The 23,008-nt window shown below is 58.5% G+C and carries 15 protein-coding genes and 1 pseudogene; 3 read left to right on the forward strand and 13 right to left on the reverse strand.

Features of this window, described 5'->3' with window-relative positions:
* Positions 1-2: 2 nt before the first annotated feature.
* Positions 3-3,995, reverse strand: coding sequence for a Calx-beta domain-containing protein (locus ACLGGT_RS18595; protein WP_437197192.1), 3,993 nt, complete (start codon positions 3,993-3,995; stop codon positions 3-5).
* A gap of 692 nt (positions 3,996-4,687) precedes the next feature.
* Between ACLGGT_RS18595 and ACLGGT_RS18600 the strand changes: the two genes are divergently transcribed.
* Positions 4,688-5,877 (forward strand): IS3 family transposase gene (locus ACLGGT_RS18600; protein WP_437197193.1). Its coding sequence is split into 2 segments (ribosomal slippage): positions 4,688-4,940 and positions 4,940-5,877, totalling 1,191 coding nucleotides; the frame shifts between segments, so codons are not numbered across the junction.
* Positions 5,878-5,895: 18 nt separating this feature from the next.
* On the opposite strand, the pseudogene ACLGGT_RS18605 reads toward ACLGGT_RS18600, so the two are convergent.
* From ACLGGT_RS18605 to ACLGGT_RS18635, 7 genes and pseudogenes are all read right to left on the reverse strand, one after another.
* Positions 5,896-6,198, reverse strand: a pseudogene (locus ACLGGT_RS18605) (IS66 family transposase); the annotation flags it as partial.
* Positions 6,199-6,211: 13 nt separating this feature from the next.
* Positions 6,212-7,207 (reverse strand): GDP-L-fucose synthase family protein, encoded by a 996-nt coding sequence (locus tag ACLGGT_RS18610; protein ID WP_437197195.1) that lies wholly within the window; start codon positions 7,205-7,207, stop codon positions 6,212-6,214.
* Positions 7,208-7,322: 115 nt separating this feature from the next.
* On the reverse strand, positions 7,323-8,336 hold the full coding sequence (gmd, locus tag ACLGGT_RS18615; RefSeq protein WP_437197196.1) for a GDP-mannose 4,6-dehydratase: 1,014 nt from the start codon (positions 8,334-8,336) through the stop codon (positions 7,323-7,325).
* Positions 8,337-8,431: 95 nt separating this feature from the next.
* Positions 8,432-11,179, reverse strand: coding sequence for a glycosyltransferase (locus tag ACLGGT_RS18620; RefSeq protein ID WP_437197197.1), 2,748 nt, complete (start codon positions 11,177-11,179; stop codon positions 8,432-8,434).
* On the reverse strand, positions 11,176-12,090 hold the full coding sequence (locus ACLGGT_RS18625; protein WP_437197198.1) for a phosphoglycerate dehydrogenase: 915 nt from the start codon (positions 12,088-12,090) through the stop codon (positions 11,176-11,178). The genes ACLGGT_RS18620 and ACLGGT_RS18625 overlap by 4 nt, the downstream gene beginning before the upstream one ends.
* Positions 12,091-12,123: 33 nt before the next feature.
* Positions 12,124-12,789 (reverse strand): cytidylyltransferase domain-containing protein, encoded by a 666-nt coding sequence (locus ACLGGT_RS18630; RefSeq protein WP_437197199.1) that lies wholly within the window; start codon positions 12,787-12,789, stop codon positions 12,124-12,126.
* Positions 12,764-13,726, reverse strand: coding sequence for a glycosyltransferase family 2 protein (locus tag ACLGGT_RS18635; RefSeq protein WP_437197200.1), 963 nt, complete (start codon positions 13,724-13,726; stop codon positions 12,764-12,766). The genes ACLGGT_RS18630 and ACLGGT_RS18635 overlap by 26 nt, the downstream gene beginning before the upstream one ends.
* 285 nt (positions 13,727-14,011) lie before the next feature.
* Here ACLGGT_RS18635 and ACLGGT_RS18640 point away from each other — a divergent pair, with 285 nt between their 5' ends.
* A complete protein-coding gene (locus ACLGGT_RS18640; RefSeq protein WP_437197201.1) occupies positions 14,012-14,779 on the forward strand; it encodes an SDR family NAD(P)-dependent oxidoreductase in 768 nt (255 codons plus the stop codon).
* 8 nt (positions 14,780-14,787) lie between these two features.
* On the forward strand, positions 14,788-15,672 hold the full coding sequence (locus tag ACLGGT_RS18645) for an SMP-30/gluconolactonase/LRE family protein (RefSeq protein WP_437197202.1): 885 nt from the start codon (positions 14,788-14,790) through the stop codon (positions 15,670-15,672).
* Here ACLGGT_RS18645 and ACLGGT_RS18650 read toward each other — a convergent pair.
* From ACLGGT_RS18650 to ACLGGT_RS18670, 5 genes are all read right to left on the reverse strand, one after another.
* The gene (locus tag ACLGGT_RS18650; protein WP_437197203.1) at positions 15,662-16,372 is read right to left on the reverse strand and encodes a 6-hydroxymethylpterin diphosphokinase MptE-like protein; all 711 of its coding nucleotides are present in this window, start codon (positions 16,370-16,372) and stop codon (positions 15,662-15,664) included. The genes ACLGGT_RS18645 and ACLGGT_RS18650 overlap by 11 nt on opposite strands.
* A complete protein-coding gene (locus ACLGGT_RS18655) occupies positions 16,369-18,240 on the reverse strand; it encodes a hypothetical protein (protein ID WP_437197204.1) in 1,872 nt (623 codons plus the stop codon). The genes ACLGGT_RS18650 and ACLGGT_RS18655 overlap by 4 nt, the downstream gene beginning before the upstream one ends.
* 105 nt (positions 18,241-18,345) lie before the next feature.
* On the reverse strand, positions 18,346-19,914 hold the full coding sequence (locus ACLGGT_RS18660) for a hypothetical protein (RefSeq protein ID WP_437197205.1): 1,569 nt from the start codon (positions 19,912-19,914) through the stop codon (positions 18,346-18,348).
* A 99-nt stretch (positions 19,915-20,013) separates the two neighbouring features.
* Complete coding sequence (locus ACLGGT_RS18665; protein WP_437197207.1) at positions 20,014-21,234, reverse strand: hypothetical protein; 1,221 nt, start codon at positions 21,232-21,234, stop codon at positions 20,014-20,016.
* Between the two features lie 144 nt (positions 21,235-21,378).
* Positions 21,379-22,800: a mannose-1-phosphate guanylyltransferase/mannose-6-phosphate isomerase gene (locus ACLGGT_RS18670; RefSeq protein ID WP_437197209.1), complete on the reverse strand. Its 1,422-nt coding sequence runs from the start codon at positions 22,798-22,800 to the stop codon at positions 21,379-21,381.
* Positions 22,801-23,008: the final 208 nt, after the last annotated feature.

Below are 23,008 nucleotides of genomic sequence, written 5' to 3' on the forward strand. Positions count from 1 at the left end.
CTTCAAAGGAACTGGAAATCTTCTACGGCAAGTTGCGCCGCCGTGATGCCTTCAACCAAAATTGTGTTGCCATTCACCGTCATTTGCGCCCCGCCCTCGACATCGACGATGTTCATCGCCGCGACGAACCCCGCCAGACCATTGCCGCCATTGGTGATATTGGTCTCGCCGGTATCCGGGTCCACGCGGCGGATGAAGAAACTGTCCAAACCGTCCTCGAAATCGGTGATGATATCCGCCTCGCCGTCGAAGAAGGACGAAAAGACGAATTGATCGGCCCCGGTTCCGCCGGTGATCGTGTCATTTCCAGCGCCCGCATTGATCGTGTCATTGCCTGCGCCGCCGTCGATTATATCGTTTCGGCCGCCACCAGCGAGGAAGTCGTTGCCGTCACCGCCCGAGATGCTGTCGTCGCCTTCACCGCCGCCAACGCTATCATTGCCTGCACCGGCATCAATCGTATCGCGCCCGGTGCCGCCGCCGATATCATCCGCGCCGCCATTGCCAAAGATCAGATCGTTGCCAAAGCTGCCCGACATGCTGTCGTTGCCTTCGCCGCCTTCGAGCGTGTCATCGCCAGCGCCGCCAGCAACTACATCGTTACCAGCGCCGCCGGACATGAAATCATCGCCAAAACCACCGCCCATGACGTCATTTCCAACACCGCCAATCAGCGTGTCATTGTCAACGCCACCGCCAACACTGTCATCGCCAGCGCCCGCATCCACGAAATCGTTGCCTTCTGAAGCCGAGACATTGTCATTACCGCCGCCTGCCTCGATGCTGTCATCACCATCGCCCCCAGCGATCGTGTCGTTTCCTTCGCCACCAATAAGCGTATCGTTTCCGCCCAATCCCTCCAAAAGGCTACCCAACGGTCCTCCGACGATCAACTCGCCAGCGCTTGTTCCCGGTCTTGGGGCAACCAATGACCCTTGGGACAAGAGTGTTTCGTTTGCCCCATTGCCATCTGAATAGTTGACTCGGACAGTGATCTCTGAACCTATGTCGGGCAGTAAAAGCGTGTAAGTGATATCGTTCGCCGCAGCGATGGCAAGGCCGTTGCGAAACCACTGATAGCTAAAGGCCCCTAAGCCATCCGCGTCCGCAACCGCCGATGTGTCAGCCGTAAGCGTGCTACCCTCAACCGCAGAGCCGCTCAATGTAACTGCCCCGGTTGGTAAAGAATTTGAAAAATCGTTATCCAGGATTGTGCCTGTCGCGTTGAAGCCTGGCCCGCTGAACACTTGGTTTGTGGCCGGGGCAAAATTCATCTGGAACTCTTCAACAGCGTCTTCTTGAACGAGGTCTCCGAAGATAGGCACGAACACCGCACCAGTTGTCTGACCCGCTGCAAAGGTGAGTATCCCAGTCCTCGACGCGAAATCCGAACCTGCGGCAGCGCTTTGGCTGATCGTGGTGTAATCTACTTCAATGGCACTGTCAGAAGAACGCGATAGCCTCGGTTGAAACACCGCTTGGGCTGTCCCTGAATCTCCTTCGATTACCCTCGTATCAGGCACATAGAGCGCCCGATCCTCTGGTGCTCCATCATCGTCAAGTATCCAGCCCACAGCAGCCAGTTCCGAAACTCCCCCCGCAAGCACCGCACCCGATGGATCTGACAAGATCAACTCAAGGGCTTCATCGATCTCGTCGAGAGTATCGCCAGTCGTGTTTACGTTGATCCACTTTGTCGTTTCGCCTGCTGCAAAGGTCAGTGTTCCAGCGACACCGGTAAAATCCGTGGATGTAGACGCCGTGCCCTGCACCGTTCGATAGTCTACGGTCACGGTCCCGGTCGAGGGCTGCGAAAGGGTCACGGCAAATCGCAAGACCCCGCTACCAAAGAACGTTCGCTCCTCAATCGCAGCATCCGCAATCGAGATCGTGCGCGGGCCTGCATCGTCGTCAAGGATCGTCGCCGACCCGACTGCGCCACTCGAGCCGGAAAAGACACTCGCAGATGGCGCAACAGCGATTAAATCGAAGGTCTCGGCCGGTTCAGCAACGGCATCAGCTGTCGTCGCCACCGTCGTCGCGGTAAGCGTCTGCCCCGGCGCAAAGGTGAAATTGCCATTGGCCGCAGTAAAATCCTCCCCCGATTGAGCGGTGCCCCCCGACGTCGCATAGGCCACCGTTACCTCGTCATCGGCCGGACGCGACAGACGGGCGATGAATTGTGCCTCCTGCCCTTCAGTCACAATCGGATCGGAAATCTGCATCGCACGATCATCCGCCGTGCCGTCGTCGTCGAGGATCCAGCCGGTGGCCCGCACCTGATCCACACCGCCTGCCAACACAGCGCCAGTGGCGTCGAAGAGCTCGACTTCGAGGAACTCGTCTACTTCATCAATATCGTCGCTTGCGGTGCTGATGTTGATCCACTTTGTCGTTTCGCCCGCTGCAAAAGTCAGTGTGCCGGTTGCGCCAGTGAAATCCAAAAACTCTGACGCCGTACCCTGCACCGTTCGATAGTCTACGGTCACGGTCCCGGTCGAGGGCTGCGAAAGGGTCACGGCAAATCGCAAGACCCCGCTGCCGAAGAACGTTCGCTCCTCAATCGCAGCATCCGCAATCGAGATCGTGCGCGGACCTGCATCGTCGTCAAGGATCGTCGCCGAGCCGACTGCGCCACTCGAGCCGGAAAAGACACTCGCAGATGGCGCAACAGCGATTAAATCGAAGGTCTCGGCCGGTTCAGCAACGGCATCAGCTGTCGTCGCCACCGTCGTCGCGGTAAGCGTCTGCCCCGGCGCAAAGGTGAAATTGCCATTGGCCGCAGTAAAATCCTCCCCCGATTGAGCGGTGCCCCCCGACGTCGCATAGGCCACCGTTACCTCGTCATCGGCCGGACGCGACAGACGGGCGATGAATTGTGCCTCCTGCCCTTCAGTCACAATCGGATCGGAAATCTGCATCGCACGATCATCCGCCGTGCCGTCGTCGTCGAGGATCCAGCCGGTGGCCCGCACCTGATCCACACCGCCTGCCAACACAGCGCCAGTGGCGTCGAAGAGCTCGACTTCGAGGAACTCGTCTACTTCATCAATATCGTCGCTTGCGGTGCTGATGTTGATCCACTTTGTCGTTTCGCCCGCTGCAAAAGTCAGTGTGCCGGTTGCGCCAGTGAAATCCAAAAACTCTGACGCCGTACCCTGCACCGTTCGATAGTCTACGGTCACGGTCCCGGTCGAGGGCTGCGAAAGGGTCACGGCAAATCGCAAGACCCCACTGCCGAAGAACGTTCGCTCCTCAATCGCAGCATCCGCAATCGAGATCGTGCGCAAACCTGCATCGTCGTCAAGGATCGTCGCCGACCCGACTGCGCCACTCGAGCCGGAAAAGACACTCGCAGATGGCGTTACGCTTACACCGAAAGTCTCCGCCAGCTCTACGGCGTTATCGCCAGTTACATCCACATTCACGATGGTGCTTGTCTGGCCGGGCAGAAAAGTCGCTATGCCCGACGCAGCGGTGAAGTCCGACCCGGCTGTAGCCGTCCCGCTGACAGTAGCCCAGCCCATATTCGTCGACACGCCGAACTCTTCCGAGACTGATAGGGTGAAGCGCGCTGTGGTGGTGCCATTGTCACCTTCTTCGATTACGGGATCTGAAACGGCTAGCGCGCGATCATCAAGCGTGCCATCGTTGTCCTCGATCCAGCCAATAGCGCGCACGACATCCACGTCATTTGCGAAGGTGCCACCACCAGTCGGATCGAACAGTTCAACCTCGAGAAACTCATCCACCTCGTCAAGGCTGTCGCTTGTGGTTTGAATGGTGATCGTTTTTACGGTTTCGCCAGCGGCGAAGACAAGAGTTCCGCTCTCCCCCGTAAAATCCAGAAACTCGGAAGCCGTCCCTTGACGCGTGCGGTAATCAACTGTCACTGTGCCTGCCGAAGGCGCATCCAGCGTTACGATGAATTCGAGAACTCCACTCCCAAAGGCTACCCGTTCCTCGACCGATGCCGAGCTAATGTTAATCAACATAGAATACCCCCATATTCTAAAACGTGATTATCAACATGGACCAATCATCAATGTCTTTTGCGATCCGAACCTAGAAAATTTAAATTCAAAAGAATGATAACAGGATGAAACAAAATCGAGCAAACGAAACCTTATTAACTATTTCAGATGCTTACATCACATCCTTGCAACGCTGGGTAGAGTAGGGATCGATCAAATTGTCCGAGAAAAACTGCATTGATGCCTTTGCCTGAGCAACGCCTGTTCTGTCCGAGATTGTCAAATCAACGAAGGATGATGGCCTCGAACAAAACGTAAAACGGCGGATAGCGGCTAGCGCGAGATTTGTTACAAACACTTGCTAGGGGATAATCCCCACAATTTCGCCCCGTATCGCAGACCCCACATAAGAGATGTCGTTAAACACCTACCTTAAATCATTGTCCGAACGTCAGGCAGGCGGTGCAAATGGCGCGGTTACCGATCACAAGATCAACAGGCTGGACGAATTGCTCCCTTGGAACTGGGTGCCACTGGTATCCGTGACGCACAGTCAAGCCTCGTAAGCCGCGGTATCCATGAGGCGGTTACGACCCTCCCGCCTGCGCACACAAATAATCTCGGAGGCAGTTCATCCAGCGGACGAGTTCTGACCTGCCACGGGATTTTTCCTCCACCGTTGATTAGAGTCCGGCCCAACCTGAGGACGGACAATGAAGCGAACGAGATTCACGGACGAGCAGATCATCGGCATCCTGAGCGAGCATGAGGCTGGCGCGAAGTGCGCAGATCTGTGCCGCAAGCACGGCATGTCGGAAGGCACCTTCTACAACTGGAAGGCCAAGTTTGGCGGCATGACGGTGTCTGAGGCCAAGCGGCTGAAGGCGCTCGAGGATGAGAACGCCAAGCTGAAGAAGCTTCTGGCCGAGCAGATGCTGGATCTGGCGGCGATGAAGGATCTGGTTGCAAAAAAGTGGTAGGGCCCGCCGTGAAGCGTGAAGCCGTTGCGTATCTTCGGGCCGAGCATGGCCTGTCGGAACGGCGGGCCTGCCATATCATCGGCGCGGATCGAACGATGATCCGCTATCGCTCTCAGCGTGCCCCGGACACGGTTCTGCGCGGTCGGTTGCGGGATCTGGCCAACGAGCGCCGACGGTTCGGTTACCGGCGCCTGTTTGCCCTGCTGCGCCGCGAGGGTGAGCCCTCGGGGATCAACCGGATCTATCGGCTCTACCGCGAGGAAGGGCTGACGGTGCGCAAGCGAAAGGCCCGACGCAAGGCTGTCGGGACCCGGGCGCCAATCTTGGTCGAGGCACGGCCCAATGCACGCTGGTCACTGGATTTCGTCCACGACCAGTTCGCGGGCGGCCAGCGCTTCCGGGTGCTCAACGTGGTCGACGATGTCACCCGCGAATGCCTGGCTGCGATCCCGGATACTTCGATCTCGGGGCGGCGTGTGGCACGCGAGCTTACGGCCCTGATCGAGCGGCGCGGTAAGCCCGGCATGATTGTCAGCGACAACGGCACGGAGCTGACCAGCAACGCAATCCTGCGGTGGTGTTCCGAGCACCGGATCGAATGGCACTACATCGCACCGGGAAAACCCATGCAAAACGGCTTCGTGGAGAGTTTCAACGGGCGCATGCGCGACGAGCTGCTCAACGAGACCATGTTCCGCAACCTGGCGCACGCGCGGGTCGTGATCGCAGCCTGGGCCACAGACTACAACACCGCGCGCCCCCATTCGGCCTTGGATTATCAGACCCCTGCCGACTACGCGCGGACCCTGACCACCGCAATCGCCCGCCCCGCTGCGCGAGATGAAAGCTCCGCGCGTCGGGCGATTGCTCAACCTGCGCCAACCGGCGTAAATACAAACCGGGCTCCGGTCGCATCTGGATGAAAGTTCAGCGGCAGGTCAGTCGAGCTCAATGCGACCGTCGATCAGGAAGCGCCCGAAGATGTCCCGGCGCGTCATGGCATAGCGCAGCGCCTCGGCCAGTTTCGATTTGCCCGAGATGCGCGGCAGGGTGTGCTCCCAAAGGGTGAACAGTTCTGCAACGATCGGGGTCGAGACCGCCTGTCGTGCGGCAACGCGCGCTTCGGGGCTTTGCCCCCGCACCTCTGCCTCGAGCTTCCATAGCTCGGCCATCCGCTCAACCGTGGTCGTCGCGACTTGGCTGTCCCCAGATGCATGGAGTTCATAGAACCGCCGTCGGGAATGTGGCAATCAACACCTAGGCTTCCCTTATGACATTCCGGCTCTGTTCCAGAAACCACCGGTAGGTTTCCGTGATCCCCTCGCGAAGACAGATCCGCGCCTGCCAGCCCATCGCGGCCAGCCGCCCTACGTCCATCAGCTTGCGCATCATGCCGTCGGGCTTGGAGGGGTCGGTCTCGATCCGGCCGGTGAAGCCCGTCACCTCGGCGACAATCCGCGCCAGATCCAGGATCGTCACATCCGTTCCCGACCCGACGTTGATATGCCGCAGCATCGGCTGGGTGTTGGCCTCGTAGATCCTTCGGTCGAGTGTCATGACGAAGAGCGCCGCCTCGGCCATGTCATCGACATGCAGGAATTCGCGCCGCGGCTTGCCCGAGCCCCAGATCGTCACGACTTCCGCCCCGTCGCGCACCGCCTCGTGGAAGCGGCGGATCATCGCCGGCAGGACATGGCTGTTCTGCGGGTGGAAGTTGTCGCCGGGGCCGTAAAGGTTGGTCGGCATGACCGAGCGGTAGTCGGTGCCATGCTGCCGGTTGTAGCTTTCGCACAGCTTGATGGCGGCGATCTTGGCAATGGCGTAGGGCTCGTTCGTCGGCTCCAGCGGACCGGTCAGCAGGGCGCTTTCCGCCATCGGCTGCGCCACCTCGCGCGGGTAGATGCACGATGAGCCCAGGTTGAGCAAACGCTGCACCCCGGCGGCATGGCTCTCGTTAATGACATTGGCCGCGATCATCAGATTGTCATAGATGAAATCGGCAGGCAGCGTCATGTTGGCATAGATGCCGCCGACCCGGCCGGCAGCCAGAATGACCTGGTCGGGCTTCTCCTCGGCGAAGAAGCGCCGCACTGCCGCCTGGTCACGCAGGTCGAGCTCGGCATGCGGCCGGGTGATCACCTCGACCGGCTGCCCGGCCGCCTCGGCGGCGCGCAACCGGCGCAGGATCGCCGAGCCCACCATGCCCCGGTCGCCGGCAAGGTAGAGTCGCGTGCGTGTCTGGCCTGCGTTCATGGGCTTGCTCCTTTGCTGTTGGCGACCGGGCTGTGGACAGTGGCGAAGGATGGCAGCAGTGGACAAGTAATCGTGTGGGATGCCGCTATTCTGCCCCGGCCGCCGCCCGCAGTCATTAAGCAAGGGCGTCGTAGTCGAACTTCGCCATCATCTCGGCCAGCTGCTGCACCGTGGTGGTGGCCTTCCAGCCCAGCTTTTCCTCGGCCTTGGCCGGATCGCCAATCAGCAGATCGACCTCGGCGGGGCGGAAGAACTTCGGGTTGACCTGAACGATGCGCTTGCCCGACTTGCGATCGACGCCGAATTCGCTCTCGCCCTCTCCTTCCCAGGCGATGTCGAAGCCAAGCGCTGTAGCCGCCATGTCGACGAAATCGCGGATTGGTGTGGTGACGCCGGTGGCTAGCACGTAATCGTCGGCCGCGTCCTGCTGCAACATGCGCCACATGCCCTCGACGTAGTCGCCGGCAAAGCCCCAATCGCGGCGCGCATCCATGTTGCCGAGTTCGAGTATCTCATCCCCGCCGCGGGCCAACCTGGACAGCGCCAGGGTGATCTTGCGTGTGACAAATTCCTTCCCGCGCAGCGGACTCTCGTGGTTGAACAGGATCCCGCTAGAGGCGTGCGTCCCGAAGCTCTCGCGGTAGTTGATCGTCATGTAATGGGCAAAGACCTTCGCCACACCATAGGGCGAACGCGGATAGAGACGGGTGGTCTCGCGCTGGGGGACTTCCTGAACCAGTCCGAACATCTCCGAGGTAGACGCCTGATAATAGCGCGTCTCAGGCGACACCGTCCGCAAGGCGTCCAGCATCTGCACCACAGCAAGGCCATCAATCTCCGACGTGTAGATTGGCAGCTCCCACGAGGCGCCAACAAAGCTCTGCGCAGCGAGGTTGTAGAACTCGTCAATCTTCAGCTTGGTGAATAGGCGTAGCATCTGGTTCGGTTCGGAAAGGTCGAACTCGTGAGTTGTGACCTGACCCGCGATCCCAAGAATCTCGTGCCGCTCGAATTCAGAGTGTGAAATTCTGCGCACACCGCCGTGAACCTGATAGCCTTTATCAATAAGAAGCCGCGCGAGGTATGCTCCATCCTGACCGGTGACACCGGTGATAAATGCAGTTTTCATGATGCCCTATTCCTGATTCTATTGTCTGTTTGTGTCACCGGCAACTATAGCCGCGTCCGCATAGGCCGCTACAGTCCCTTCTACTTCTATTGGGCTTACACATAAGGTTTCACCGTCGTTTGTAAACGCTTGGCGCGATCAAATACTTTGATGAAATGAACGCGCAACGGATCTGCTTCTGCAAGTTGCTCAACGTAGTTAACGTTAAGCTCGAGAGCTTCCTTATCTGCTTTGCTATTAGTGAGGCATGAAGGGTTCAGGAGTAACCTCGACGACATCGCAAGTATTGCCGCAGCAGGATCACGCGGATCATCTATTCCCTCATCTCCGCTCATCGAACGCTCAGCTAATATGGGACGCGCTAATGTGCAGAGGACATCTGACAGTTCATCAACAGTACGGTCCCATGAAAAACGTGCGGCGGACGTCAGAGCTGCCGCACTAAGCTGTGCATACAGGCTGTCCGAGCGCTCCAGAGCAACAATAGCGTCGGCGATCTGATCTGGTGATCGAGGGTCCACATAGAGCGCCGCATCACGGGCGACCTCAGGCACCGATGTCACCGCCGTGGTTATGGATGGGCATCCACATGCCAGACTCTCCGCAATCGGCAATCCAAAGCCCTCTCCCAGTGAGACATAAAGAGTTCCTCTAGCCCCGGAATAGGCCAAAGCAAGCGTTTCATCATCTGGCGATGCAACGAAGCGAACGGTTTCGAGTGGCAAGTCTGCCCGCTCGAGTTCTCGCTGCATTGCTTCAGCATTGATACCACTTCCGACAATCAGAAATTGGGATTTAGATCCCTTGTCCAAGACTGCACGACGAATTGCAGAAAGAGTCGTTGGAACATTTTTTCGAAACTCAAACTGACCAAAGAGGACGAAATAGGGACGATTTAGGCCGTTCTCTTCCCGAAATCGCTTGATCGCGACTTCTGGCGCCGGCGTAAACGTATCTTCCGCTGCAAGGTAAACGGTGGTGATCTGCTTAGGCTTGGCAAAATTATGCATGACCAAATCCATACGCGTGTATTCGCTATCAGATATCAAATGGTCGTTTGCTGTTACCTTGGACAGGACGTTGTCGATATGTGCTCGCGACTTGGGATCGAGGTACCATTCGGAGGCGGAGATATGCAGAATGTCATGTACGGTCACGACACGCGGCACACCTGGTAGCGTGTTCTGCAGTTCATCATATGGAGAAAAATAGACAGCATTCTTGCCTGAAAGTAGAACTTTTGCTTCCTGTACAGTTACGACGTCATGACCGAGGAAGCGGGAGAAGCCGTTCAAGTCGTCCCGGAACAATCCCCGTGACAAAATATGTGGCTTAAACAAAACCGGTACAACCTCAAACTCAGGGCGCTTAGCAAGCCCGATAAGAACCCGTCGCGCGTATCTAGAGATCCCGCTATGCTCGAGCCGCGTGTTGGCCAGCCGGGAAACGTCGAAAGCGACGAAAACAGGCTCGGCAACCCTCTTGGGCCGGGCCGGTTCCTTAAGGCGTGCTGTCTTGATGGCCTCGGCAACATGGATGGCATTGCGCGACGCCGCCCCGCTCGCAGCACGACCAGGTGCTGAGTTTTCAATCCGCTCGAGGAGAGACTGCGCAGTCGGTTTGGCAAAATCAGCGGGCAGATCAGAGTTGACGTAAAAATTGCGATCCAGCCACCCTAGGAACGCCGCCATCTGTGTTTGGCGAAATTTAAGGTGCTCTTGTGAAAGTGCCAATGCCTGATCAATTGCCGCTGACCATTCCGATGGGTTTTCAACATGCACTGTTGCACCGGAACAAGCGGCCGTGTTCGGGGCCAAGGTTACCGTGGGCTTTCCAAAAGAAACCGCTACGAAAGCGACTTTAGTCAGGAACGTAACACAGACATCGCAGGCCTCCAGCAGACTACCAATCGATGCGTCTAAGACATGCAGATTTGGGGCGCTGACCGGATATGTCTCTTGATCGGAAGGATGACGCTTTACGAATAGTGTGCCGCCCTTCTCTGCCACGATCTTAGCGATCTTTTCGATTGCTTCAGTAGGTGATGGTGTCCCAGGGTAGTGATCGATACGCCCCTGCGGATGACCATCTTGAGCCCATCCAGTCCATAGCGTATTATCCAGAGGCAAGAACACGCGAGGTCCCGGATACTTCGTGCGGCTGTCGAGTTCCGGGGAATCATCGAATTCTTGTTTGCGAAACCCATCCGTGTTCTTTTGCAGAAACTGGACGCAGCTCTCTCCATTCCTCAGATACCTCAGGGCGCTGTCGAAACCAGGATACTCGGACCAGATAGCGGATTCAGCAAACATACCGTCTGTTTCGACAAGGAAACTCTCAAGCGGGGATCGTTCGAAGAACAGCTGCTGCGACCCAAAATGCTTAGCGGCCCAATAGAACAATGCGGTACCATGATCCACCTTATTTGTTACAATGGTTCCGGCCGGTCGCAATGTCTCGAACAAATGGTGAACGTGCCACGCCAGTTTCCGTAATCCGAGCCGCATGGACGGTTCGATTACCGGAAGGCGCCAACGGCGCATCTCCCAGTCTAGAATTCGGTCAAATTCTTCTTGAGGAAGCCAAGCCGGCAGCTCATCGGTTGCTGCACGACCGGTGGGATCGCCTAGAAATCGGGACACATCAGCGAGACGCGCGGGCATGACCAACGTCAGATCATCTGCCGGTATCTTCCTCATCGCATGCTTGAAAAGTGTCCAGCCTCCCCGCTGGCACAAGCGTTCGAAATGCACCCAGAAATCTCGTTCCTTTTCAGTCGCATAACTCGGATTTGCAGCGATAATGATGCGGGAGAATGAGCAGCGCAACGTTCTACCTCTCATGATTCGTCTAAAATTTGAAAGAACCCAGCCAAGCGCGCAATAGCCTCATGACTCGCGCGGATCACGGCATCGACGGTATTCGAACCATTGTGCGACCCGAAGATGCAGCGCTCCATGCTGCGTAGGGGGCTGTCCATCGGCAGCGGCTCGATCTCGAACACATCTAGGGCCGCTGAATGAACATGGCCAGATTGCAGCGCCGCGATCAGCGCCTGCTCGTCGATCAGCGGGCCACGCGCCACGTTGACGATCCGCACCCCCGGCATGCAGCGTGCAAGCGCGTCAGCGTTGAGCATGTGGAAATTGTGCTTGTTCAGCGCGCAGGTGAAGACGAGGAAATCGCAGTCTCCCACCCGGTCGGGCCAAGCCGCGCGCTCGAGCCCGGCAATCTCTGCGTCGCCGTCAACGCCCGGATCATAGGCAATCGCCTTGAGCCCGAGGGCCTGTAGCCGCGTGACCGTATTGCGACCGATGTCGCCCAATCCGATCACGCCCACGGTGCGCCCCGCGAGGCTGATGCCCGCCGGTTTCGGCCAGCCGCCTGCGCGCACCCCCCGGTCGATCAAGAAAAGCTGACGGGCAAGCCCAATCACAAGCCCCGTGGCCACATCAGCCACCTCGGCCCCGAACATCTGCGGCGTGTTGATGATGGGAATACCCAGATCCTTGCAGGCGTCGAAATCGACGTTATCGACACCGATGCCCCATTTCACCACAGCCCGCAGGCGCCCGGCGCGGCCCGCCGAGAACACCTGCCGCGTTGCGGGATCGTCGCCGATGATCCAGCCGTCAAAACCCGGCAAGAGGTCCATAAGTTCGGCTTCGGTCATGACTTGCGTCACCTTGGCCGGATGCAGGCGCAGGCCCTTTTCTGCTGCGGGTTCCATGAAAAGGTCGATTTGACCCAGCATGGGGGGCAGGTTACAAGCACGTCTTTCATGAGGTCACGCTGTCTTTTGGTGTTGCATTTGCAGACTGGCCACCGCCTCGGCCAAGGCCCAGTCTTCGGGGGTGTCGATGTCGACTGCTTCCATTTTGTTCATCTCGTGCAGGATCGGCTTGCGCCCGATCCGTGCATTGGTCGAGGCAAAGCTATCCAGCGAGAAGATGAAAAGGTTCGAGTTTTCTTCGAACCACGGTTCGAGATCCTGAGTCTGGACCAGATTGTCCGGATCATGGTTCACCGGGCTGGCATCGGCGCGGTAAAAGCGCGTCTGGATCTTGTTGACGGTAAAGAGCGAATCCGCCGTGCCATCCGCAACCCCCGCCCGATAGGCCGTCAGAGCGGCGCGGATCGTTTCCGGCCGCAGCATCGGGTTGGTCGTATGGGTCATCAAATAGGTCTCCGCTTCTACGGCGGCGATATCATCGGCCAGAATGAGATTCATCGAGACCGTATCTCCGCACAACTCTGGCTTGCGATCCCGGATTCGCACCCGATTCGACTCTACCAGCCCATTCTCTGCAAGAATGTGACGGGCATCCGTATTGATGACGACCTCATCAATTTCATCAAGCGCCAGAAGAGAATCCAGTATCCAAGCAAAGAGCGGCTTGCCGTGCAGAGGACGGAAATTCTTGCCCTTAACTCTTTGACTGTTGGCTTTCATGGGGAGGAGTGCGACGCAGCGGCCTGAGCCAGTCATCTTGTGCGGCCTTTTCATTTACTTGTGGAAAGAAGAAACGTTCCTTGGCATGTTGTGACAACAGCCGGTGTTCGTGATTGCCCTTGTAGGATCCGATATACTGGTTCCAGCGATACCGCAGCATATCCATGCGGCTGGTCGAGAGAATTTTGTTGAGCGAGGCCGCCCGCCAATCCCCCGTCACGCTGCGAACCACGTAACGCAGCACGTCGAGGCGCGACAAATGCACCTCTGGCATGATCGAGCGCAGCGCCAGCGCCTCGCGCTCGAACCGCCGACGGACCTGCGCCCAGCTTTCCTGATGGTGGTGGAAGACTGGGGCTTCGGCGACATAGGCAATCTTGTGCCCTGCTCCTACCAATCGCTTGGCCAGTTCCATATCCTCAAGCCCGGTCAGGGCCTCGTCGAACGGATGCTTTTCCCATGCGCTGCGCAAGAGCGCCGAATTGGCATTGTTGCAAAAGAACCCCTCCTGCGGCACCGCCGAGACATCCGGGAAGTACTTGGCAAAGATGCGACGCTCGCTGTAATTGCTGTCGTCATCCCCGATCTGGCGGCCGTAGCTATAGCTGGCCACCCCGTCGATCAGCGGCTGGCAGAGCGTTTGCAGCCAAGTCGCATCGACCGGAACGCAATGGCCGGAGACGAACACAAGGATATCGCCCTTCGCATGATCACACCCCCGGTTCAACGACCGGCCAAAGGAGAATTCGGACTTCTTGATCGTGGTGATCCGGCAGCCGTGCCGCTCGGCAATCTCGAGTGTTCCATCCGTCGAACCAGAGTCGATAAGGACAACCTCTATCCCGAGGCCGTCCGTCAATTGTGCGGCGATCATCACAAGGAGATCTTCGAGGTGCTGCGCTTCGTTCAATGTTCTAATCACAATGCTTGCAAGCATTTAAACCATCCTATGCAAGTTGCTGCAGCACACAGCAGTTAGGAACGCCGATACCATTTGAAAAAAGCCAGAGACAGACCCCAAGAAGCGGCAACACTTTCGACACCTGCCGACCTCTACCGACTCGGGGCTGGGATGTCTACCCGGACCACAGGGGCCATCGCTCGAAATTCGCGGAAATCCGCGCGCGATCGCTCAAAAAAGAAGCGAAATTCCAGCTTGCATCCTTGGCTGAGCACGTTAGCAACAAAGACCTGATCCGACAAAATCAAGGTGAACTGCGCGATGTCCGATACCCGCTATCCTGACTTGAACGGTCGCTCTGTGTTAATAACCGGTGGCGGCTCTGGTATCGGGGCCGCCCTGACCGAGGCCTTTGTCGCGCAAGGGGCCAAGGTTGCCTTTGTGCAACGCTCTGATGCCACAGCATTTTGTGACGTCATCGCCGACCGATACGGGGTCCGGCCCTTGTATCTGCCCTGTGACATCACGAACCGCGCGGCGCTGCATGGTGCGCTGGAGGCGGCGCAAGAGGCCCATGGGCCGGTGCGGGTTCTGGTCAACAATGCCGCGAATGATCAGCGTCACCGCACCGAGGAGCTGGATGAGACGGGATGGAATGCCAATCTCGCCATTAACCTTTCTGCCTATTTCTTTGCCATACAGGGAGTCGTCGCTCAGATGCGGGCCGCAGGGGGCGGCTCGATCATCAATTTCTCGTCGATCAGCTATATGATGGGCAATTCGGGTTATCCCGCCTATGTGACGTCCAATGCCGGGATCACAGGTATGACCCGCGCGCTTGCGCGCGAATTCGGCCCCGACCGTATCCGGGTCAATGCGCTGGTCCCCGGCTGGGTGATGACGGACCGCCAACGCGCACTTTGGGCCACGCCCACCAACCTTGCGGCGCATCTGGACAAGCAGTGCCTGAAAGAGCACCTCGTTCCCGAGGATATCAGCGGCGGAACGCTGTTCCTCGCCTCTGAGGCAAGCCGGATGATGACCGGTCAGGCGCTGGTCATAGACGGCGGCGTGGTTGTGACGGGATGAGCGGACAGATGCTTGATCTGCCCCATGCTCAGGTCATTGACCGACGCACCTGCGATTTGGGCGAAGGTCCGTTCTGGCATCCACAGCGAGACCAGTTTTTCTGGTTCGATATTACCGGGCGGCGTCTCTTGTCGCGCGACTACACCGGGGATCAGGCGTGGCATTTTGATGCTTCGGTCTCTGCGGCGGGCTGGCTTGATGCCGACACGCTGTTGATCGCGGCCAGCCACCATCTGTTGCGATTCGAGATTGCCTCGGGGGCTAGCACGCCTGTGGCCTCTCTCGACTGTGCCGCTGGACGGCTGCGCCCCAATGACGGGCGCGCCGATCCTTGGGGGGGATTCTGGATCGGCACCATGGGCCACACGGCCGAGGCGGAGGCGGGCGCAATCTGGCGCTATTACCGGGGCGAGATGCGGTGCCTCTTTGACAGGATCACCATTCCGAACGCCATCTGCTTTGACGCGGAGGCAGGTTTTGCCTGTTTCACCGACACGCCGAGGCGGATTGTCTATCGGCAGCGTCTTGATCCGAGAGAGGGATGGCCATTGGGAGAGCCCGAGCCATGGCTCGACCTGCGCGCCGAGGGGCGCTGTCCTGACGGGGCTGTGATGGATGCCGACGGGCGGCTCTGGCTTGCAGAATGGGGGGCAAGCCGCGTCGCGGTTTATGGTCCTGACGCCCGGTATCTGGGCGCGGTTTGTCTGGCAGCGCCGCACGCCTCTTGTCCGGCGTTTGGGGGCCACGCCCTATCCGTGCTGCACATCACGACCGCCCGACAAGGGATGGATGCCGACGCTTTGGCCAAGGCACCGGGGGCGGGTATGACCTTTGCCGTTGATCTGGACGCGCTTGGCCTTCGTGGCCAAGCCGAACATCAGGTCATTCTCTAATTCCGTGATCGCGGGGCAAACCGAAAACCGTGCGGTAATCGGCCTTTTCAAAGACGGGACAGGCACCGTCCAGAGTGGCATCCACGATCTGCCGCCCCGCCGCCTCATAAACCTCGCGCGCAACCTTGTACGAGGCCTCTGAGCGCGCAAGGTCGGGATTGTCCCAGACCTGTCCCCGAAAATACTCGGGGCTGAAGTGATTTGGGTCTGGGCCCTCCATCACATGCGCTTCATGCGGCGCGCCGTGATAGGTGAAGCGGTGATCCATGCCGATGATGACAACTTTTGAAAACCCCATGTAATAGGCAATCTGGAGTGCGGCATGGGTCACGGTGCCGCCCTCACGCAGCCCTGTGCAGATGTCGGTCGAGAATGTGACGGGCGGTGCGAGGATGGGCACATGAAAGGTGCGCAGCCCCTCCTCGAGGTGCCCGGCGGCGCGCGCGCCGATAAAGCGGATGGCGGGCAAAGCCGCTATCGCATCACGCGCCTGCTCGACCACCTTCGGATTGACCGCCACCAGATAAGTCGGCTCGAACCCGAATTGTTCCAGGCCGAGATGGATCTTGTTCAACCCGATCACTGTATGCTGGCGTAGAAACCGCAGATCCATGCGGTTGAGGGACGGGCCATTGCAGACGATGACACAGCTTTCGCCTTGGTGGAGATTGTGGAATTGGTTTAATCGCTCGTTACTCATAACGAACCCCGGCCCAGCAATGCAGCCCTGTTCGTTGCGTCAAGGACAGAAAACCCACTTTCGAGCAGCAATGGCATAGCTGTTTTGCCTTTTGCCGTCCATTTACCCTCTGAGTCAGTCCAAGTGTCATCGAAACATATAACACCATCCTGTGCCAGTTTTCGGATCAAACTGGTCGCACAGTCATAATGCATTTTATGGCATGCCGCATCGTCGATGCGCTCGCCTAGGAAACTTTCATAGCGGCTTTGACGTAACTCGCTGTGCATACCATGATCAAAATCATAGGCATCAAGAAAACAGTAATCAATAGGTCCGGTCCACTGTGCCAAGAAGTCTTCGCCCTTGGAGGTAACTGCTCGAAACGCGTACCCTTTGCGTCGGAACATCCGCCGCGCCTGCGCCGAATTTCGAGGGTCCATATCGACCGTGACAAAATCTATGCCGAGTTCGGCGCAGCGGTCGGCCAGCTTCTCCGTCGAGCCTTGGCCCGGTACGGTTTCGCGCGTCGTGCCAATTTCTATGAGCACCTTACGCCCCGCCTCCTCTTCAGGCGGGAGCCGCTCGAGATAAGACAATAACAACGCATGTCCGTGTTCTGCCTGCGTCCCGGAGAAACTTTTTGCTAGATGGTTCCGCAAAGCCACCTGCGCCTTTTGTCCAAAAGCCTGTGGCCCCGAAAAAGCGCCTGCAATCAAGGTATTCAGCCCAAGATCGCCCTTGCCCATACTAAACATCAACTCTGCACTGAGAGAGCGTAGCACTTGGTCTTGCGGCAAGACGAGATGATCCGCCTCTGCAAGCAGGCTAAGAGCGACTAGGTTTTGCTTGCAAGCTCTGAAATGCTCGGCCGCAACAATCTGGAGCAACGCTGCGTCCCGAGGGGGCAACTGATCAACGTAGGCATCCAGTCTTTCCAGCGTCCCGTCTGGATGACCAAGACAATCTTCAAGCCGTATGATGATATCCGATGCACCAAGCGTGAAGGGCGGAACATGCGAGTTCCGCGCCGAAGCCTCGACGCAACCAAAAATACGAGGCATGAGGCTGGCAACACGGCTGGGATCACGGTCTGATCGGCGCGCTGGCAGATCAAAGAAAACATCTGAACCCGGATTTGCAATTGCTCCAGAGATACTTTGCGATACATAGCCCAAACGCTCGCATAAGCCAACATAAGCGGGCGTATCCAGCGGTTCATCGGTTGCGGGTGATCCGTCTGCATATTGCATTGTTGTGGCTTGCCAAGGTTCAAGGGATGACGGGGCGAAAGGCGGAATATAGTCTGGCATCCTAAGCCGCAGAGTGGCGGCGATGTTATATAGCCCGTCTTTATTAATCTCTGTCACATTTTCGGCTTTTGCATGCACGAGATCTGAATTGGCCTCGAGGAACCGGGTGTAATGCTCGCAGTACACCTGAAGCGATGTAAACTCCGGACGAATTTCGCCGGTGTTACGCGCCACAAGGTAAGTTTGCAAAGGATGGGTGGTCAAAACCATGCTCAAACAGGGAAAGTCACATGCTGGCGGCAGTTTGCGTGTCACGGCATCCTTATGTCCCACATCAATCAACAAGAGCAAATTTCGCCCCATGGCCAGTTCGGAATCTCTCAGGGTCTGCAATGCCCCCTGCGCCGCTGCGACCCGTGCAGCGTCTGATAGACCGGAGTCGCGCGGAGCAACCAAGGCCGCAAAATCCACGACGCTCATATTCGGAAAAGAATAAAGGGCATGTCTAACTGCCGTTGGCACTGAACCAAAAGCATATACGGCTCTTATACTCGGACTTTCATCCTCTTGTTGCGCCAACAGGGATTCACAACGCTCAAGAAGGCTCGGCAAAGGCTCGGCAAGATCCAACTCCATGCCGCAGTCCCGAACGCCGTGTGAAGCCAACAGTGCAAGCGCCGAGTCGATTAATCCAGACAGCTCTGCGACGGACCGGGGCTTAATTTCGCTCATAAGCTGACTTTATCCTCTGGCGCGCTTTCGCGCGGCAGTCTTACTCTTCCTCGTGCCGACGCTCTGCGAAGTGACGCTCTTCTTTTGCGCCTGGTGCGGCAAGAGCATGTTTTCATCGGCAAGCGCCTTTATTTCCTGAGCAGCGCGTTGCAGCTGTGGGGTCAATTGCCGCAACAACTCATCTTGTTGCTGCTTTATGCCGTGAATATGACCGTACCGCTCCTGAAGGTCTCGAAAGTCCACGTCCAACCGATTTTGTGCGCGAAGAGCGAGACTCAAATCCTGCCGCAATTTGGTCTGTTCGAATTCGTTTCGCTTGAGATCATCTTGGAGTTGCGCAACGCGATCCAAGAGTTGCGCCCTTACTTTCTCACTGGTTTTGGCCGCGGCCGTCGTATCCGCAAGGGTCTTTTCAAGCCCCGTCGCACGCTCCTTTTCCGCCTTGAGCGCCGCATCGCGCTCGGCCAGCGTCTTTGATTTCGCCTCTTCGGCGGCCTGCGCCTCGGTCAGCACCGCTTGCAGCCCCTCGGACCGAGCCTTCTCCGCCTTGAGCGCCGCATCGCGCTCGGCCAGCGTCTTTGATCTCGCCTCTGCGGCGGCCTGCGCCTCGGTCAGCACCGCTTGCAGCCCCTCGGACCGAGCCTTCTCCGCCTTGAGCGCCGCATCGCGCTCGGCCAGCGTCTTTGATCTCGCCTCTGCGGCGGCCTGCGCCTCGGTCAGCACCGCTTGCAGCCCCTCGGACCGAGCCTTCTCCGCCTTGAGCGCCGCATCGCGCTCGGCCAGCGCTTCGGTCTTGGCCTCGGTCGCGGTCCGCGCCTCGGCCAAGGCAGCCTCGGCCCCTTCGGCCCGGTCCTTGGCCGCCTTTAACGCGGATTGTGTTTCGGCCAGAGTGATTTCACCAGCCGCAATGGTCTGGCTCAGCGCGTCGATACGGGCTTTGGCCTCGGACAAGGCGCGGGCCCTATGATCCGCTACGAGGTGCAGAACGGTCCAGTCCGCGTCCGAGTTATCCCGCGCCGTGACGGCAAAGCCCTCGTGAGTCAGCCACGCCTCCAATTCCGCACGGGTTGCTGCGCCGTTGTAGAGCGCATCTTCCGGCGCGTGAATTTCGATCTGGTCTATCTGATCCAGCACGGCGTCGGCCTTGGAGGCCGTTAAAAAGACCATCTCGTTACCGGGCGTCTCGATGATGACGGCCAGAGGTCTGGCCACGTCGCCGACCGTGGCGAATAGCTCTGCCGGCGTGATCATGGGAACGATCTGACGATCTTTTCGGATCAATCCCGGATAGAGGTCTTTCAGATCGGGCGTCGGCTCTTGCAGGCTGTTCAAACGCGAAAAATTCCACACAGACAGCTCTGCATCACCCGCCTCTGTGCCAAGCGCCGCCTGCACCACCTGCACATTCGGGGCTGTTGCACCTTTTTTACTCAGACGCACGGCTGCAGAGCGTTCCGCCTCGACAAGCACGATCTTGTCTGGGCCATCCGACTGCCACTCTGCCAGACGTTTGCCCGTACCTGCCCCGACGTGGATGATCGTGCGTGCTTTGGTCTTGATCACAGGTTGCTCTCTCATGCCAGTTTCGCCCGGACACTCTTGTTTTCTCTTGATCTCGCACGCGAGATTTCATGATATGTGCGCGAGAGGATGGTCATGCCCCAGCGAATAAAAGGATCATCTGGACACCAAGCGCTTGACGCCCCGCAACGGAGCCGTGACACGCCAGGATGTGGATTCGTAGACCATGGCAAGCAAGGTGGTCAGTTCCTCTACATCCCGCACGAGTTTGGTGTTCTGAGCCTCCAGATCGTCGCGCGCGGCCGTCAATTCCCTAAGGTCTTGGACGGATTTGGTCAACGCCCGATCCTTGACGCGCAGCGCCTCGCTGTGCCGGGTCTCGAGCGCGGTTTGTGCCGCTTTCAGACGCTCGACCTCTTGGGTCAGACGGCGCAGTTGCTCTTGCAGAGATGCGTGCTCATTACACACCTTTTGAAACTCTTTGTCTTGGAGTTGCACCTGTTCGCGGAACAGATCCAGTTCCTCTTGATCGCGGTCGTGCGCCAGTCTTTGCGCGGCAAAGGCACTCTCCACCTCACTCAGTCGCTGCATCTCGCGCGTGAGAAACGTCACCTGACTTTGCAGCAGGTCGCGCTCGTCGCTACTCTCTTGCGCCTCTTCGATCTGAAACCCGACCTGCGCCGCCATCAGCGTCAGATCATCTTGCTGGGAGCGAAGCGCGGCGAAATATGCGGCCGCTGCGCCAAGATTTGACAGCCCCACGTCTTCGGTCAGGTAGGAAACCCCGCTGGCGCGCAACTCTTCGAGAAGCTCTCGCAGGCTGTCGATCTGCGGCACAGCGAGGCGCGCAACGGTCAGAGACAGCGCAGCGGTTGATTTCGCCTCTGACGAGGGGCGCAAGAGATCCCTCGGCAGGTCCAGCCGCTTGCTAAGGGCATCCCAGGCGGGGTCGTTGTCTGGCGCGGCCAGCATATCCGCGTCGATCAGCGTGAGTTTGCGGCGGTTCTTGCGCACAAGCTCCAACACGTCTTCGGCGCGCTCTCGCCAACCCTCAATTGCCTGAGCAATATCGGTGCCCTCTTTGATGGCGCTGGCAATACAATTGGCCGGATCACTCCAAACCAAGGCACAAGGCGCTTTTGCGGCGTCAAGCGCCTTTGCAATGGCCTGCTTTTGCAGAGGCACCACCTCGAAACCGGCTGCGTCAAGCGCGTCTTTGACGGAGGGGGTCACGTCCGCGGTCACGAATGCCAAAGCGGATGTCAGCCGTTCCTCCGTGACTTTGGGCGCAGGTTTTAGAGCAGACACGGCCTTGGACCGCGTGGCACGCGGCGCACTCTTCACACGTAGGCTCGCCCGTTTTGCGCTGGTCTTCATGAGTTCTTCTGCCCGCTGCTCATAGTGGAAATCTACGCCTCAATGTCTGCTACCAGCTACCCTACCTTTTTATCAAGCCTTTTTGCCACCTTGCCGCCCGCCCGCCACCGGACGGCGTTCCTCACGCTATCACACTCTATCTTGTCATCCGCGCGCGTAGACATCCTCGTACCGGACGATGTCATCCTCGCCCAGATAAGAGCCGGTCTGCACTTCGATCAGCACCATGGGCACCTTGCCGGGGTTCTCCATCCGGTGCACCGCGCCCAAGGGGATATAGACCGATTGGTTCTCGCTCACGAGCTTGACCACGTCATCCACGGTCACTTTGGCGGTGCCTTCCACCACGATCCAGTGTTCAGAGCGGTGGTGATGGCTTTGAAGGCTGAGGGCAGCACCGGGGTGAACATGAATGCGCTTGACCTGAAACCGCTCGCCGATCACCAAGCTCTCGAACCAGCCCCAAGGGCGGTGATCCTTGGGGAAACTCTCGGCCTGTTTCCGCCCCTTGGCCTTGAGCGCGGCGACGGCCTGTTTCACATCCTGCGCCCGGCTGACATGCGCCACCAGAACCGCATCGGACATGGCCACCGTGATGATATCGTCAAGCCCGATCCCCACCACCTCAAGCCCTGCGTCTTCGGACCGCAAAAGCGTGTTGTCGCAATCAATCGCCGTTGCATGGCCAGAGGTCGCAACGCCGCGTTCATCCGGCCCGGTTTCACGCCAGACCGCATCCCATCCCCCCAGATCCGACCATCCGGCAGCAAAGGGAATGACCGTGAGGTTGCGCGCCTTTTCCATCACCGCATAGTCGATCGAGATATCCTCGGCCTCGCCCCAAGCCTCGGGATCAAGGCGGTAAAAGCCCAGATCAGGGGTAGTCTTTTCAACCGCAGCCTCGACCGGTGCCAAGAGCTGCGGCGCATGGGCCCGGAATGCATCAAGGATGGTCGCCGCTTTGAAGAGAAAAATCCCCGCGTTCCACAGATATGTGCCCTCTGCCAGCATCGCCGCTGCTGCCTCGGCATTCGGCTTTTCAACGAACCGCTTGAGGCCAATGGGGCGCGGGGCCAGATCGCCGGGCACGCCGTCAAGTTCCAGATAGCCATAGCCGGTTTCGGCATGCGTGGGCTTGATCCCGAAGGTCACAAGCTGCCCTGCCTGCGCAGGCCCGACGCCCGCCGCGACCGCCTGCCGAAACGCCTCGGGATCGGGCACGACATGGTCTGAGGGCGCGACAAGCATCAGCGCCTCGGGGTCTTGGCGCGCCTGCCAGAGCGCCGCTGCCAGAACCGCAGGCGCCGTATTGCGCCCCGAAGGCTCGATCAGAACCGCGCCCGGAGTGATCCCGATGTCATCCAGTTGCTCGCCCACGATAAAGCGGAAATCGGCATTGGTCAGCACCATGGGGGCCGCAAACTCTGGACCAGACAACCGCTGTGCCGAAGCCTGAAAGAGCGTGACATCGCCCAAGAGCGCTACAAATTGTTTAGGATAGGATTTGCGAGACAATGGCCACAGCCGTGTGCCAGAGCCGCCGCAAAGGAGAACCGGAGTAATCATCTGATATCCTTTTCAATCCTGACTTAAATCACCAGAGGTATCCCCAATCCGGCACGGTCTATCAAGGCGAAACTTGGCACTTGGCACGTTGAGTGGACCGAAAGCCGCCCCTGTTTCAGACGCGCCGCGCGCGAGACCTTTCAGGCTGGGATCTTGAAGGGTCAGAAAACACCGCCGGTCACGTGGCCGCTGGCGTCGCCACGCACGG

It is taken from the genome of Roseovarius sp. MS2 (assembly GCF_051447875.1).
GTDB classification, from domain to species: Bacteria; Pseudomonadota; Alphaproteobacteria; order Rhodobacterales; family Rhodobacteraceae; genus Roseovarius; species Roseovarius mucosus_A.

What these genes read in the sequence shown, in the direction of transcription:
- ACLGGT_RS18630 (WP_437197199.1), bottom strand. Translation starts at nt 12,789, where the DNA reads ATGAAAGCCAACAGTCAAAGAGTTAAGGGCAAGAATTTCCGTCCTCTG.
- ACLGGT_RS18620 (WP_437197197.1), bottom strand. Translation starts at nt 11,179, where the DNA reads ATGAGAGGTAGAACGTTGCGCTGCTCATTCTCCCGCATCATTATCGCT.
- ACLGGT_RS18595 (WP_437197192.1), bottom strand. Translation starts at nt 3,995, where the DNA reads ATGTTGATTAACATTAGCTCGGCATCGGTCGAGGAACGGGTAGCCTTT.
- ACLGGT_RS18670 (WP_437197209.1), bottom strand. Translation starts at nt 22,800, where the DNA reads ATGATTACTCCGGTTCTCCTTTGCGGCGGCTCTGGCACACGGCTGTGG.
- ACLGGT_RS18640 (WP_437197201.1), top strand. Translation starts at nt 14,012, where the DNA reads ATGTCCGATACCCGCTATCCTGACTTGAACGGTCGCTCTGTGTTAATA.
- ACLGGT_RS18655 (WP_437197204.1), bottom strand. Translation starts at nt 18,240, where the DNA reads ATGGAGTTGGATCTTGCCGAGCCTTTGCCGAGCCTTCTTGAGCGTTGT.
- ACLGGT_RS18625 (WP_437197198.1), bottom strand. Translation starts at nt 12,090, where the DNA reads ATGCTGGGTCAAATCGACCTTTTCATGGAACCCGCAGCAGAAAAGGGC.
- ACLGGT_RS18610 (WP_437197195.1), bottom strand. Translation starts at nt 7,207, where the DNA reads ATGAACGCAGGCCAGACACGCACGCGACTCTACCTTGCCGGCGACCGG.
- ACLGGT_RS18650 (WP_437197203.1), bottom strand. Translation starts at nt 16,372, where the DNA reads ATGAGTAACGAGCGATTAAACCAATTCCACAATCTCCACCAAGGCGAA.
- ACLGGT_RS18635 (WP_437197200.1), bottom strand. Translation starts at nt 13,726, where the DNA reads ATGCTTGCAAGCATTGTGATTAGAACATTGAACGAAGCGCAGCACCTC.
- ACLGGT_RS18665 (WP_437197207.1), bottom strand. Translation starts at nt 21,234, where the DNA reads ATGAAGACCAGCGCAAAACGGGCGAGCCTACGTGTGAAGAGTGCGCCG.
- ACLGGT_RS18645 (WP_437197202.1), top strand. Translation starts at nt 14,788, where the DNA reads ATGCTTGATCTGCCCCATGCTCAGGTCATTGACCGACGCACCTGCGAT.
- gmd (WP_437197196.1), bottom strand. Translation starts at nt 8,336, where the DNA reads ATGAAAACTGCATTTATCACCGGTGTCACCGGTCAGGATGGAGCATAC.
- ACLGGT_RS18660 (WP_437197205.1), bottom strand. Translation starts at nt 19,914, where the DNA reads ATGAGAGAGCAACCTGTGATCAAGACCAAAGCACGCACGATCATCCAC.